Source organism: Yersinia sp. 2541 StPb PI (assembly GCF_052217145.1).
GTDB lineage: Bacteria > Pseudomonadota > Gammaproteobacteria > Enterobacterales > Enterobacteriaceae > Yersinia > Yersinia enterocolitica_E.
Genome location: NZ_JAZGQB010000001.1, coordinates 827,288 through 842,082, shown reverse-complemented (window position 1 = coordinate 842,082; position 14,795 = coordinate 827,288). Strand labels below are relative to the sequence as shown.

Below are 14,795 nucleotides of genomic sequence, written 5' to 3'. Positions count from 1 at the left end.
CAAACTCCTGGGTCCATATGAGCACAATTGAGCAGAATCTACAGGATGTCAGAGCGCGGATCGCAACAGTTGCACACAATTGCGCACGCTCTCCAGAAGAAGTGACATTGCTTGCAGTTAGTAAAACCAAACCTGTGAGCGCTATCGAAGAGGCCATCGTGGCAGGGCAATATGCTTTTGGCGAAAACTATGTGCAGGAAGGGGTAGATAAAATCCACTACTTTGCCAATAGCGCCGATCTTGAATGGCACTTTATTGGCCCGCTGCAATCCAATAAAAGCCGGTTAGTGGCAGAAAATTTTGCCTGGTGTCATACCGTTGATCGGCTGAAGATAGCGCAGCGCCTAAGCACTCAGCGCCCAGCAGCAATGCCCGCACTGAACGTACTGATTCAGGTCAATATCAGTGATGAGCAAAGTAAATCCGGGGTTGCCTTAACAGAGCTACCCGCATTAGCAGCCAGTATTAGTGAGCTGCCTAACCTGAATTTACGCGGATTGATGGCTATTCCGGCACCGGAAAGCGATTACCCGCGACAACTGGCGGTATTTGAGCAAATGCATCAGGCTTTCTTGACTTTAAAAGCCAGCTACCCTCAGATGGATACGCTTTCTATGGGCATGACAGATGATATGGCAGCCGCTATTAGTGCCGGAAGTACATTAGTGCGTATTGGTACCGCCATTTTTGGTACCCGCGCTTAACCCCCAAAGTCAGTAGCGTCAGAGCCGCTAATGTTAATTAACACCTTCGGGCTGCGGCTTTAAGTACCAAGGGCATAGGAGAAATTGATGCAACATCGCAACATAACATTCATTGGCGCTGGCAATATGGCTCGCGCAATTATTGCAGGGTTGGTTGCCAGTGGTTATCCCGCTAAAATGATCAGCGTTTGCGCACCTTCAGCTAAAAATCGTGATGCTCTGGCCGCTGAATTTGGTGTCATCAGTAGTGATGATAATAACACTCAAGCACAAAAGGCTGGGGTGATCGTCTTAGCGGTTAAACCTCAATTAATGGCCGATGTATGTCAGGCATTGCGAGATAATGTCGATTTCACCGGCAAACTAGTGCTTTCCATTGCTGCAGGTGTTCAGGTTGCACGTTTCTATGCGCTATTGGGGAATAAACTCAATTTGGTGCGTATTATGCCTAATACCCCATCTCTGGTGGGTAAAGGGATGAGCGGCCTATATGCACCAGAGCAGGTTTCACAGGACGATCGTAACTTTACCGCCTCGCTGATGAGCTCGGTAGGAAAAGTCTGTTGGGTGAATGATGAAAACGGCATCAACAACGTTATTGCCGCAGCAGGCAGTGCACCGGCCTATTTCTTCCTGTTTATGGAAGCAATGCAACAGGAAGCCGAACGGTTAGGTTTTGATAGTGAAACCGCACGCCTACTGGTGCAACAAGCCGCCTCTGGAGCGACTGCACTCGTGGAAGCTAACCCGCAATTGCCACTTTCGACACTACGTGAACAGGTGACCTCGAAAGGAGGGACGACGGCCGAGGCAATTAGGGTATTTAACGAGCAGCATTTACCAGAAACTGTTGCCAGCGCCATGCAAGCCGCTATCAAACGGGCGAAAGAAATGGAAAAGCTGTTCTAACTACGACAAAATTTACAAAATCCGACACTACCCTTATTGCTTTCTCGTTAAGATAGGGGCTTATAAAGTACGCTGATAGATTCTCTATTTGTGTATATCCAATATTAAGGATAAGGACTAAAGCAACTCATGCTAACGCTGACTTTTTTGGCCAAAACGGTCATTGACCTGTATGTGATGGTACTGCTGTTGCGTATCTGGATGCAGTGGGTTCACAGCGATTTCTACAACCCATTCTCACAATTTGTGGTGAAAATTACCCAGCCGATTATTGGTCCATTGCGTCGGATCATTCCTTCCATGGGGCCAATCGACAGCGCATCACTGCTGCTGGCATACCTGCTGATGACCATTAAGTTCCCACTGTTGCTGCTGATTGGTAGCGGTGCTATCTCACTCAACCCTTATAATCTGCTGTTTGGTGTTATTGCACTGTTTAAAGCTGCCGGTTACCTGATTTTCTGGGTAATGATTATCCGTGCATTGATGAGTTGGGTAAGCCAAGGCCGTAGTCCGATGGACTATCTGCTGTATCAGTTGACTGAGCCTTTAATGGCTCCGATTCGCCGCATCTTGCCTGCCATGGGCGGTATCGATTTTTCGGCGATGATCGTTATTCTTATCCTGTATCTGATCAACTTCTTAGGTATGGATATGTTAGGCGAGCTTTGGGTTATGCTGTGAGTACAGTAACACCCTTGCTGGACGGGCTGGTTCTGAGGCTATATATTCAGCCCAAAGCCAGCCGTGATCAGATAGTCGGTTTACATGGCGATGAACTGAAAATCGCCATTACCGCCCCACCGGTAGATGGCCAAGCTAATACCCACTTGATCAAGTTTATCGCTAAACAATTTCGGGTAGCGAAAAGCCAGGTAGTTATCGAAAAAGGTGAACAGGGGCGGCACAAACAGATCAAAATTGTTAATCCGCAACAGATCCCGCCAGAAGTTGCGGCACTGCTCGAGTGATAGAGACTTCCGCAAGAATAACTGTCAGCTCTAATAAAATTCAGGATCCCTCCATGCAAAAAATAGTATTAGCCACCGGTAACCCCGGCAAAGTGCGTGAGTTGGCAAATTTGCTGGCCGATTTTGGTTTGGATGTGGTCGCACAAACCGAACTAGGCGTAGAATCCGCCGATGAAACTGGCTTAACTTTTATCGAAAATGCCATATTAAAAGCGCGCCATGCCGCACAAATTACCGGTTTGCCTGCTATCGCCGATGACTCGGGCCTTGCTGTTGATGCGCTAGGTGGCGCACCAGGGATTTACTCCGCACGCTTCGCGGGTACTGATGCCAGTGATCAAGATAACCTCGAAAAACTGCTAGTGGCGTTGAAAGATACCCCTGATGTACAACGTGGTGCCCAATTCCACTGCGTGCTGGTTTACATGCGCCATGCAGAAGACCCAACACCTTTAGTATTTCACGGCCAATGGCCGGGTGTGATTGCCCATCAACCTGCTGGTGCGGCTGGATTTGGTTATGATCCTATTTTCTACATCCCGGCGTTGGGTAAAACCGCCGCAGAATTAACTCGTGAAGAGAAGCATGCAGTATCACACCGTGGTCAGGCGCTGAAACTGATGTTGGATGCGCTGCGTAATGCTTAAGTTACCGCCGCTCAGTCTCTATATTCATATTCCCTGGTGTGTGCAGAAGTGCCCTTACTGTGACTTTAACTCTCATGCACTGAAAGGTGATGTTCCTCATCAGGAATATGTAGAGCACTTATTAGCGGATCTTGATGCCGACGTACCACTGGCCAGTGGCCGTGAAATTAGCACTATTTTTATTGGTGGTGGCACCCCGAGTTTACTCAGTGCCGCAGCGATGCAACAACTGCTTGATGGTGTGCGTGCCAGATTACCCCTTACAGCCGGTGCTGAAATCACCATGGAAGCAAACCCAGGCGCTGTCGAAGCTGACCGCTTCAGCGGCTATCAACGCGCCGGTATTAACCGTATCTCCATCGGCGTACAAAGCTTTAGCGCACAGAAATTAACGCGTCTTGGGCGGATTCATGGGCCAGATGAAGCTAAACGAGCCGCAGAGCTGGCAACCTCACTGAACTTACGTAGCTTTAATCTGGATTTAATGCACGGCTTGCCTGATCAAACACTGGAAGAGGCGCTGGATGATTTGCGCCAAGCTATCACACTGGATCCGCCACATTTATCTTGGTATCAACTGACGATTGAGCCTAATACTGGTTTCAGTTCACGCCCGCCGGTTTTGCCAGATGACGATGCACTGTGGGATATTTTCCAGCAAGGACATCAATTACTTAGTGATGCCGGATATCAGCAGTATGAAACCTCGGCCTATGCCAAACCGGGCTACCAATGCCAACATAACCTCAATTACTGGCGCTTTGGTGATTATCTGGGAATTGGCTGCGGGGCGCACGGTAAAGTCACGTTTAGCGATGGCCGCATCCTACGGACGATAAAGACCAAACATCCCCGTGGCTTCATGCAGGGTAAATATCTGGATAAACAGTATGAAGTGGAAACGGCTGACCGGCCTTTTGAGTTCTTTATGAACCGTTTCCGGTTATTAGAAGCCGCACCACGGGCAGATTTCTACCACTTCACTGGTCTGGCTGAAAGCACTATTCGCCCACAGTTAGACGAGGCATTGGCCAAAGGGTATTTAATCGAAACAGAGGAGTACTGGCAAATTACCGAGAAAGGAAAATTATTCCTTAATTCACTGCTAGAACTGTTTTTGTAAATCTATGCGTAAAAAAGCAGGTTCAGGCGAAGCCTACAACCTAAACCTGCTTTAGCTAACCCACAATGGATTGAATATCAAGGGGATTTAGTTCAGCGCCTTAAGTAAATCCTTACGCTGCTGCTCCAGTGTCGTCACCCGCCCACAGACTTCATGGCCAAACTGCTGGAACTCCTGTTCCTGATTATTCCATTCGTTCTGAATAGCCTGTTGTAACCCACCCAGATTGCCCATAATGGCTTGCAACGGATTATTACCACCACTACCACTAGTCGCCTGCTTAACCCCCATCTCGTTCAAGCTATCTTGCAACACACCGCCCATACTTTGCTGCACCAACTGGCGACCATCTTTTTCTACCTGATCGATGGCCTGATGATGGAAGGTTAAACCATCGCTACGTTTCTCAATGATACGGTTCATCTGTTGCTTTAGTTGATCATTCAATGTGGTGAGTCGGTTGCGCACATTACTGCTGCTCCCCAGTTGTTGAATAATCACTTTATCCAAAGAAACTCGTGCTTTTTCAAGATGCTGTTGCGCGCCCTGATCTATCCACGGCAAATCTTTGCGCAACGCAGTCTGGTAGCGGAACGCCTGTTGGCGCTGCGCATCGGTCAGCGTCAGTGTTTTACCATTACGGGTAACATCGCCATCAGGCGAAATCTGCAAATTACCGCTGGCTCCCACTATCTGCACAGATTGCGGGCTGATAATCACATCATCCTGCGGTTTTACACTGCACTGATATTCAGCTTGCACCTGTCCGGCAGTCAGCATCAATACCGTCAGGGCTGCCGTTCGTAATGCTTTCATTTTATGTAACATAAGACTCCTGAAGCGCTGTTTTAAAAAATGGAGCGGCCAATCCGCTGTGCCAATAGCTCTAAGGCAGCAGTTCCGGCAAGAGAGTTCCCCGCATGGTCCAATTCTGGTGACCACACCGCAATACACAACTCATCCGGCACAATGGCGATAATGCCACCACCTACCCCGGATTTGCCCGGCATACCAACGCGGAAGGCAAATTCACCCGCCCCATCGTACATGCCACTGGTAATCATCAAGGCATTAATTTGCCGCGCCTGTATCGGCGTAATCAGCGGGCTATGCCTACCAATACTGCGCCCCTGATTCGCCAGATAGACAAAACAGCGAGCGAGTTCGACACAGCTCATGCGCAGGGCGCAGTAGTGGAAATAGGTCTGCAGTACCGTCAGCACATCGTTATCAAAATTATCAAAAGACTTCATCAGATATGCGATAGCCGCGTTACGATCTGAATGTTCAAACTCAGAACGAGCCACTCGAGGATCGTAGCTGATGCTATCATCGCTCACGAGCTGGCGCACCACTTCCAACATCCGCTGTTTCGGCGCACTCAAGCGGCTTTGTAACATATCGCATACCACTAGCGCCCCTGGATTAATAAAAGGATTGCGTGGTTTACCTTTCTCTAATTCTAGCTGAACCAGTGAGTTAAAGGGCTGGCCGGAGGGCTCTTTGCCTACCCGCTGCCACACCTCTTGCTCGCCGTAACGGGATAATGCCAGAGTCAGACTTAACACTTTCGAAATCGATTGGATAGAGAAGCGTTCATCAGCATCTCCGGCTTGAAAAATCTCGCCATCCAGCGTACACACAGCAATGCCCAGCTTATCTGCCGAGACCTCCGCTAATGCGGGAATATAATCAGCAACCTTCCCCTGACCAATCAGCGGGCGAACCTGCTGTAAGATATCTGCCAGTAAGGCATTATTTAAGATTGTTGCTACCTCTAAAATTTTTGCCAAAAAAATGCTCCCAATAGAACTTAGTAACAGCTTCCACTAGCCATGCCTGATAAAAACAAAGGCGCCTGCTTAGGCGCCCTTATTAATTATCTGCCGTTAAACCGGAAGATCAATCCCACCAGATATCAAATAACTCACTGGTTTCTACATTTTTCAACTTGCGAGCTTCCAGCCATTTAGTAACCAATGCACGGTGCTCATCAGTGCAATGACCGATCTCTTGCAGGCAAATCAAACCTTCCCACTGCAAGTAGCCACTACCATCAAATGCCAGACCATTGGCTTCAATGACTTCATCGATAAAAGCATCGACAGTTTTATCAATTACATCAACACCAGTCCCTTCAGGGAAGGTCCACTGTACGGAAAAACCCAATTCCTGAAACTCGTCGATATGCATCTTCTTGCGTAAACGACGACTACGATTGTTAGCCATTATTCTTTCCTATTTGATTTTAATGGTATTTTTAAGCGCGTAGAGTAAAATCTTAATTTCAACCTACACTTTAATAACCATCTGATTTTCAGTAGCTTATCAATATCACGAGTTTAGCAGATACTAGCAGCATGCGCCTAGCTTACCCTCACTCACTTGAGGTTGCCACTGTCACCAAGCCTTGATTCCATTGGAATCAATTTTAATCGACCTCTAAGGCTTTATGGCAACACCACCTGTTAATATCTACCCAAGGACCTCACTCACCCCGATTTCTGCGTGCTCATCGCGTTACACACTGCAGTTCAGGATAAATTTGTCACATCCCCAATGGCGGAACACCCTTTTCACATCCACTGGTTGGTTGACGGGGGATTTCGAGCATGAAGGAACCCATATCACTCATAGAGAGCGGCATCTATTCCAAGGGACAGGTCAGTCATATTTGGAGCAATGCATCGCACTCATCAGTTTTGTGATCATAACTACTAATAAATTTTCTTTTTATGCATAATTGAGCGGTTTTAGTTAAGAACTCTCACTAAAATTAAATAGGCAATATTAAATATAGTGTTTTTGTTAAGAATTAAAAGGAGAATATCTCTATTAAAAAGAGACATATATTATTTATCCTTGCCGATAAATGCCTATAATTGATTACGTTTTAAAATAAAAAACAAGACTAATTTACATAAGACTCTCATATCATTATGAGATTATTCCTATCCAAGAAATTAAATTAATCTATTGATATATAAACCTTAATTGTTAGCTCCTCGTCCGCCGTGGGATTATTCCTACAAGAGTAGTCTTTCTCTCCTATATATATGTATAACCCCGTACGTTTACTATAAGTACCAATAATGCAACATCAGATTTAAAGCATTCACCAGTGGCAGTTCACCAACACACTTACTTTTTGGTTAAGTGAAAAATGTTGCTCGTTAATTATAACCCAAAATAAATAGAGAAAATTGAGTGTTTTATGAATCGAGTATTTAAAGTCATTTGGAATAGTGCCTTAGGTCGCTACGATGTTGCATCTGAGTTTTCTAAATCAGGAAAAAAGATTAAGTCATTTTGCTCAGGAGCAGAAACTGTCGATACAACTTTAGGTTTAACGACACCCTCTCGCCTGAACCAGATTGCCATTACCTTGATGTTTACATTAGGGACGAACTCTGCTTTTGCTGCAGATATAAGTGTTCCCGGATTTACACCTGAAGTTCAATTTGAACAGATCTCCACAGGTTCAGGTAATACCTTGTCGGGGAGCTTTGCGAACATAGCTAAAGGCCAAAACGGTTATATAAGCACGACCTTAGGGGCACTTGATCGGTCTCTGATTACATCTGGTGCGGAATTGATCGATTTCAATCGACTCATTATTGGTGCGCAAACAACAGCTATTGAATATGTTGACCCGATCACCGGCAAAAAAGTGAGTGTCAATGTTTACGATAGCAGTAAAATGCAAAGTGCCCCTGCTTCAGCGATTAATGTTACTACTTCACTTCCAGTCGGTGTTGATGGGCAATATGTCGATCGCCGATTCTTCGTGCTGCAACCTAATAGTGATATGACTGTAAATGTGGGTAGCACAGGCTCTAACTGGACATCAGACACTGCCAACTATTTTAATGCTATCTTAAAAGGTACGCAGAAGAAAACTGACACACAACAAGCAGCAACAACAACGTCAGTGTTCCATGTTGTCTCTGATAATACTTCGGTAAGTGATACGGTTCTTAACTATGATGGGAAAACTATTGTTAGCTTAGGCAATCGTAATAACAATATTTCCGATAGTTCAAGCTATGCGGCTTCATTTGTCATTGACGATTACACAGGCGAATTCACGAGTGTTATCGGTCAGCAAAACGTCACTAATTTTGCAGAATTAAAAGCCTATAATGAAGCGCTTATTCAGGCGATTAAAGATAACAAAGTAACATTGACTGACAAAGAGTATGCAGCTCAGTTGGCACTTGCTTTAAAAAATAATAATACCGCACAAAAAGTTATCTTAGATCCTAAAATCAGTGTTGATGACGCAGTTAATTATTTAGTTAATAAAGACCAGGTTGCCTTTATTCATGGCGAGGGTAAGCACTCTATTGTTAACGTAGGCACTGACGCAAATATTCAGGCATTCTACACTGATGCATCGTTAATCCGTTTAACCAACGGCGCAACATTGAACAATAATGGGACTATCGGCTCTGCTGCAGCTACCATTTCAGGTACCTATATTGTTTTCGCAACAAACAGCACGGTCAATAATAGTGTGACCGGGATTATAGATGCGGGTACCAATGACGAAATCAAAGACTTCGCTGCAACTCAAAAACGTGATGTGACAATCGGTGATCATACTGCGATTTTAGCCAATGGTAGCTCTGTGGTCACCAATGACGGCATTATTAACGTAGCCTCCCGTACCAGCAGTGCGAGCACTGCAGTGGCACTATTAAGTGATACCACCCAATTTACCAACAACGGTACTATTAATATGGCTTCCACAGCTGAGATTGGTGATGCGGCTGGTGGCTATTATAATCGTGGTATCGTTACTCAAGGTACTTCAACGTCTAATAATAATGGCCTGATTTATATTGGTCGTGAAGCACAGCGTCAAATTGGTCAGGTGGCAGATGATCTACTGATTAAAATGCGTTCCTATGCAGTATATCTTTCTGGCAACGGTACATTTAATAATAATGCCAGCGGACATATTATTATTGGAAGCAAGACAAGTAACAGCGTTGGTATCGATGCTCGCGGTGCTAATACTACTGTAAATCAGGCTGGTACTATTACTATCAATGGTGCAAGCAGCGATCCGACTGGTATTAACATTGGTATTTCCTCTACCGAGAAGACCCGTAACGTCAATAATACCGGTAAAATTATCCTCAATGGCACCAACTCAGTCGGTATCAAGGTATTTTCTGATGCCACAAAAGTGAATGATAGTGCTTCTGCCTCAAGCTCTGGTGAGATTGATATCAATGGTGGTGTCGATGCTTCAGGTCGGGCTAATTACGGTATCTGGGCCGAAGGTAATAATGCTGTAGCGAATCTGACAGGTAACGTTAACCTATATGGCGACGGCACCATCGGCGTCCATGCCCGTAATAATGGAACAATCAATGTCAGTGCTAATGGGCAGGTAGAATTTAAAAGTGGTAAAAACCAGATTGGTTACTATGCATTTGGCGCTGGTTCAACCATTAATAATAGCGCCGTGGGTAATGAAAAAGTCTCCACTGAAGGTTCGATATTATATCGTATTGATACCGGAGCCAGTTTCGCGGGGAGCAATGCTTCTACATTAGATGCTGACGGTATCAATTCAACACTTATCCAGGTTACCGGGGAGAACAGTACTTTTAATTCGGGTGCTTTGACAATGAACATCCTGGGCGAGGGCTCTACTGGGGTAAAAGTCGAGGGTGGCGCCAGCGGCACCATCACGGCAGATGCCAGCCTGGAATTGAGCGGTGATGGGGCTACTGCCGGTATCGTCGATGGCAACTACTACGGCCTGGATGGTATTGCCACCGGTGCTACCGGAAAATCTGTCTTAACCAGTTCGGCGGTATTGACTACCGGTAACACCGCGTCTGGTGCCTATGGCTATATCGCCCGTAATGGCGGTGAGCTTATCCACAATGGCTCCATTGATTTTACACAAGCAGGCAGTACTGGCGTGCTGGTAGACGGCGGGATTCTGACCAACCAAAACCTCATCACAGTCAATGGGACTGCGGTCAATATTCAGGGCGCTAACTCTACCGTGAATAACAGCGGTACCGTCAACGCAACCGACGGCACCGCCGCTTATCTGCTGGGTGCGGGGGCGAGCCTGACCTTATCCGGTAACGGTGAAACCAAAGCGGGCGGCACTGCCCATGGTGTACTGCTTGATACCGGTGCCACAGCACTGACCGTGGATGGCGCAACCATCACCATGACGGCGGGCGGCACAGGTAATGCGATTGAAAACAAAGCGGAAATTACCGGCATTCAGTTAAAAAACACCTCGCTGACGGTGGGTAATGGTGCAGGTATTCGTACCGGTGCCTCCCTGGCGGCAACCAACTCTGGCACGATCAATGTCAACGGCAGCGGTACCGGTATTCTGTTTGCCAACACCGGCGACACCATCACCGATAATACGCTGGACATGTCCGACTCGGCCGGTCTGGTGATTAACGTCAATTCAGCCGCGGGCAAAGGGATTGTCACCAACTCCCGTCAGGATCTGAAAACCGGTGCCAGCGTAAACGTCAATGATGCCGCAGGCGGTGCAGCCCTGATTGTCAAAGGCACTACCGGCCGTGTCGAGCAGTCCGGTAACCTGATATCAACATCACTCACCAGCCCGGTGGTGGACATCAATAACGGTTATGTCACCAGCTTCGTCAACAGCGGTACCATTCAAGCCAACAGCGCCACGCAGCAGGCTGTCGTAACCAATACTGGGACGGGTCTGGCATTTACCAACGCCACGGGTGGCACAATTGTTGGCAAGGTGGATCTGTTAGCGGGCAACAACACCGTGACCCTGATGCAAGGCAGTAAAGGCACTGACTTCACCACCGGCAGCGGCGATGATGCCTTCATTCTGAAAGGGCTGACATTAGCCGATACCGGCGTGTTCAGCTCACTGAACGGCGGTACCGGCAGCGATACGCTGACGCTGGACAGTTCGCTGTATACCCTGAGTGATGCTGATGCTATCCAGAATATGGAATACATCAACCTGATCAATAACTCGACGCTGACACTGGACAATGTGCTGCTGGCGCTGGGTGACAGTCAGGATGACAATGCCAACACCGGTTTTAATCTGGGTGACGGCAGTCTGCTGCAGGTTAATAACCTGAATGCCGTGAGCTTTAACAGCAAGTTGAACGGCCTCGGCACGATGGCCGTTAATACCGCCGGTAATGCCTTTGATTTTACGGCCAATGCGGCACAGAACGCCTTTAACGGGGTACTGGCATTAGGTCACGCCACCTTTGAACTGGCGGCGGATAACACGGCAGCATTAGTGAATGCCACCCTGAAACTGGGCGCGGACAGTATCACCACCGTCGGTGACGGTGTGCAAACTATCAGTGGGTTGGCCTTTGACGGCGGTACGGTGAAATTTAACACCGGCACTCCGGGTGAGACGGTGGCGAAAAGCACTATCCATACCACCAAAGAGATGAACCTGCTGGGTACCGGGACGGTGGTGGTGGACATCGACAGCGTCGACAACAGCCAGACGCCGGTCAATCCTGTGCTGCCCATCATGGAGCAGGATGACGCCAATACCCTGCTGCAACTGGCGGTGAGTGATGTGGCCGTGCAGGGTAATGGCGGCAATCTGGTGCTGAAAGACCAGAATGGTAATGTCATTACCGATGCCACCACGGCCGATATTGCACAAAATGGCACCACGGTCGCCAAAGGCACTTACGATTATCGCCTGAGCAGCGGTACAGGTAACGACGGTTTGTATATCGGTTACGGCCTGACCGAAGTTGAACTGCTGGGCAGCGGTGCAGATGCACTGGCGCTGTATGCCACCAATAAAACCGGTCCTGCGGCGGATTTGAGTGCCAAAGTGACGGGCAGTGGTGAGTTGGCGATTGATACCGGTGCAGGAAATACGGTAACACTGTCCAATCTGGACAATGATTACACCGGTTCTACCGATGTACGCAGCGGCACCTTGCAGATGCTGAATGATAATGTGTTGGGGAATACCTCGCTGTTATCACTGGCAGCAGATACCGCCTTTGACATGAAGGGTCACAGCCAAACCGTGGGCGAACTGAACAGTACTGCGGGCTCAACGGTTGATCTCAATGGTGGCAGCTTAACCTTGAGCCAGGGCGGTGTGTCTGAGGGTGAACTGACCGGCAGGGGCGCGCTGACGATTGCCGCCAATGTGCTGAGCGTTAAGGGTGCCAATACTGGCCTGAGCGCGGTGACCACCATTGCCAGTGGCGCACAAGCGTTACTGAACAATGCAGCGGGTCTGGGCGATGGCAATATCGTTAACGCCGGTCTGCTGACACTGAAAGGGGCTGCGGGCCAGTTAGCAAATGCTATCAGTGATGCTGGCAGTGTGGTGCTGGAAGATAGCAGCGACATCACATTGAGCGGTGATAACAGCCTGTTCAGTGGCCTGTTTGCTATCACGAACGGCAGCCAGTTAACTGCTTCTCAGGCAGAACATCTGGGGACGGCGGCGGTCACCAACGACGGCGCATTGGTGCTCAATAGTGCGAGTGACTGGTTGCTGGCCAACAGCATTAGCGGCAGTGGCAGCCTGACTAAAAACGGCACAGGCACCGTATCGTTGACACAATCTGCGGCCTATACCGGCCAGACAGATATCAATGCGGGTGGCCTGATGTTAGGCAGCAGTGCTGACCCCATGACGCTGGCAAGCCAGCAGGTGAATATAGCCAGCGGTGCCTTTATGGGCGGTTTTGGTGGTGTAGCGGGCGCGGTTGATAACCAGGGCGTGCTGTTTGTGGGCAACCCAACGGCACCGGTGGTACCGGCGATGGGACGTCTGGCCCCGGCCAGTAACATCTTTACCGTTGGCACTGACTTAACCAACAGCGGCACGGTATTTATCGGTAACAAAACCAGTGACGGTACGGGCACCACCGGTAACCAATTAGTGGTCAACGGCAACTATATTGGCAACAACGGTCTGCTGCACTTCAACACCGCGCTGGGCGACGACAGCTCTGCCACCGACAGCATGATTGTGAACGGCAACACCAGCGGCACCACTAACGTAAGCGTAGATAATGCGGGCGGTACGGGCGCTAAAACCTTAAACGGTATTGAGCTCATTCAGGTGAATGGTCAATCCGACGGTGAGTTTGTGAACCCTGGCCGTATCGTAGCGGGTGCATATGATTACTCACTCGTACGTGGGGTGGGTTCAAACGCCAGTAACTGGTATTTGACCAGCCTGAGTAATTTGCCGATTGATCCAGAGAACCCGGTTGATCCAGAAAATCCAGTGGGCCCAGGCGAGGAAACTAAACGTCCTGAAGCCGGCAGCTACACCGCGAACCTGGCCGCAGCCAACACTATGTTTGTGACGCGTCTGCACGATCGTTTGGGCGAAACACAGTATATCGACGCCCTGACTGGCGAGCAGAAAGTGACCAGCATGTGGCTGCGTAACGAAGGCGGACATAACCGTTCACGTGACACCAGTGGTCAGTTGAAAACCCAAAGCAACCGCTATGTGATGCAATTGGGTGGCGATATCGCCCAGTGGAGCAACGATGGTCTGGACCGTTTACACCTGGGTGTGATGGCCGGTTACGGTAATAGCAAGAGCGACACCCACGCGAAATCGGGCTATAAGTCGAGTGGTTCGGTTGATGGTTACACCGCCGGGGTGTACAGCACCTGGTATGCCAACGACGAAGACAAGTCGGGCTTGTATGTTGACGGTTGGGCGCAGTACAGCTGGTTTAACAATAGCGTGCAGGGCGACGGTCTGGCGACGGAAGAGTATAAATCGAAAGGGATCACCGCGTCGGTCGAGAGCGGCTACACCTTTAAGATCGGCGAGAATAAGTCTAAGAACGAAACGTACTTTATCCAGCCGAAAGCCCAAATCACCTGGATGGGTGTGAAGGCTGACGAGCACCGTGAAGCAAACGGTACTCAGGTGAGTGGTCAAGGCGACGGTAATATCCAGACCCGTCTGGGGCTGCGTTCTTATATGAAAGGCCACCACGAAAGTGATAATGGCAAGGATCGCGAGTTCCAACCGTTTGTGGAAGCCAACTGGATCCACAACACCAAAGATTTTGGCACCAATATGAACGCGGTTGAAGTGAAACAAGCTGGCGCGAAGAATATCGGTGAACTGAAAGTGGGTGTTGAGGGGCAATTGAACAAGCAACTGAATGTCTGGGGTAACGTTGGCCAGCAATTGGGCGACAAAGGTTACAGCGATACCGCAGTGATGTTAGGGGTGAAATACAACTTCTAATCGTTATTAGCTCTCATCAATAACGGTGCTTCGGCACCGTTATTGATTCATGCAGATACAATAACTGCTCAAAGAAATTCAGCATTATATAAGCGGTACTGTTGCCAATGGCGGCTTTCATTCTTTGCCTACTTAAGTGTTTGCAGTTCAGCACCAGCCTGCGCTAGCGAGATATTAGGG

The 14,795-nt window shown here is 48.4% G+C and carries 10 protein-coding genes; 7 read left to right on the top strand and 3 right to left on the bottom strand.

The features are described from left to right. Positions 1–17 precede the first annotated feature (17 nt). The 6 genes from V1953_RS03560 to hemW all read left to right on the top strand — a co-directional run bounded on the left by V1953_RS03560 (position 18) and on the right by hemW (position 4,354). Positions 18–704: a YggS family pyridoxal phosphate-dependent enzyme gene (locus tag V1953_RS03560; protein WP_083162687.1), complete on the top strand. Its 687-nt coding sequence runs from the start codon at positions 18–20 to the stop codon at positions 702–704. An 87-nt stretch (positions 705–791) separates the two neighbouring features. Further along, the gene (gene proC, locus V1953_RS03555; protein WP_420073519.1) at positions 792–1,613 is read left to right on the top strand and encodes a pyrroline-5-carboxylate reductase; all 822 of its coding nucleotides are present in this window, start codon (positions 792–794) and stop codon (positions 1,611–1,613) included. 129 nt (positions 1,614–1,742) lie between these two features. Then, a complete protein-coding gene (locus V1953_RS03550) occupies positions 1,743–2,297 on the top strand; it encodes a YggT family protein (RefSeq protein WP_083162683.1) in 555 nt (184 codons plus the stop codon). After that, complete coding sequence (yggU, locus tag V1953_RS03545) at positions 2,294–2,584, top strand: DUF167 family protein YggU (protein WP_420073518.1); 291 nt, start codon at positions 2,294–2,296, stop codon at positions 2,582–2,584. The genes V1953_RS03550 and yggU overlap by 4 nt, the downstream gene beginning before the upstream one ends. Positions 2,585–2,637: 53 nt before the next feature. Beyond that, positions 2,638–3,231, top strand: coding sequence for an RdgB/HAM1 family non-canonical purine NTP pyrophosphatase (gene rdgB, locus V1953_RS03540; RefSeq protein WP_083162681.1), 594 nt, complete (start codon positions 2,638–2,640; stop codon positions 3,229–3,231). Beyond that, positions 3,224–4,354 (top strand): radical SAM family heme chaperone HemW, encoded by a 1,131-nt coding sequence (gene hemW / locus V1953_RS03535; protein WP_442850662.1) that lies wholly within the window; start codon positions 3,224–3,226, stop codon positions 4,352–4,354. Before rdgB ends, hemW begins: the two co-directional genes overlap by 8 nt. A gap of 87 nt (positions 4,355–4,441) precedes the next feature. Here the strand turns inward: hemW and V1953_RS03530 are convergent, their stop codons facing one another. From V1953_RS03530 to V1953_RS03520, 3 genes are all read right to left on the bottom strand, one after another. Continuing rightward, the gene (locus V1953_RS03530) at positions 4,442–5,182 is read right to left on the bottom strand and encodes a DUF2884 domain-containing protein (protein WP_083162677.1); all 741 of its coding nucleotides are present in this window, start codon (positions 5,180–5,182) and stop codon (positions 4,442–4,444) included. A gap of 20 nt (positions 5,183–5,202) precedes the next feature. Continuing rightward, complete coding sequence (gene glsB / locus V1953_RS03525; protein ID WP_193784782.1) at positions 5,203–6,147, bottom strand: glutaminase B; 945 nt, start codon at positions 6,145–6,147, stop codon at positions 5,203–5,205. 109 nt (positions 6,148–6,256) lie between these two features. Continuing rightward, positions 6,257–6,583 carry a YggL family protein gene (locus V1953_RS03520; protein ID WP_083162675.1) on the bottom strand — a complete coding sequence of 109 codons (327 nt, stop codon included), beginning with the start codon at positions 6,581–6,583 and terminating at the stop codon, positions 6,257–6,259. A 985-nt stretch (positions 6,584–7,568) separates the two neighbouring features. Here V1953_RS03520 and V1953_RS03515 point away from each other — a divergent pair. Further along, positions 7,569–14,615: an autotransporter outer membrane beta-barrel domain-containing protein gene (locus V1953_RS03515; RefSeq protein WP_442850661.1), complete on the top strand. Its 7,047-nt coding sequence runs from the start codon at positions 7,569–7,571 to the stop codon at positions 14,613–14,615. The last annotated feature ends 180 nt before the right edge of the window (positions 14,616–14,795 follow it).

Bases quoted from the DNA above. Each gene is read 5' to 3' on its own strand.
- V1953_RS03560 (WP_083162687.1), top strand. From the start codon at position 18: ATGAGCACAATTGAGCAGAATCTACAGGATGTCAGAGCGCGGATCGCA.
- proC (WP_420073519.1), top strand. From the start codon at position 792: ATGCAACATCGCAACATAACATTCATTGGCGCTGGCAATATGGCTCGC.
- V1953_RS03550 (WP_083162683.1), top strand. From the start codon at position 1,743: ATGCTAACGCTGACTTTTTTGGCCAAAACGGTCATTGACCTGTATGTG.
- rdgB (WP_083162681.1), top strand. From the start codon at position 2,638: ATGCAAAAAATAGTATTAGCCACCGGTAACCCCGGCAAAGTGCGTGAG.
- hemW (WP_442850662.1), top strand. From the start codon at position 3,224: ATGCTTAAGTTACCGCCGCTCAGTCTCTATATTCATATTCCCTGGTGT.
- V1953_RS03530 (WP_083162677.1), bottom strand. From the start codon at position 5,182: ATGTTACATAAAATGAAAGCATTACGAACGGCAGCCCTGACGGTATTG.
- V1953_RS03520 (WP_083162675.1), bottom strand. From the start codon at position 6,583: ATGGCTAACAATCGTAGTCGTCGTTTACGCAAGAAGATGCATATCGAC.
- V1953_RS03515 (WP_442850661.1), top strand. From the start codon at position 7,569: ATGAATCGAGTATTTAAAGTCATTTGGAATAGTGCCTTAGGTCGCTAC.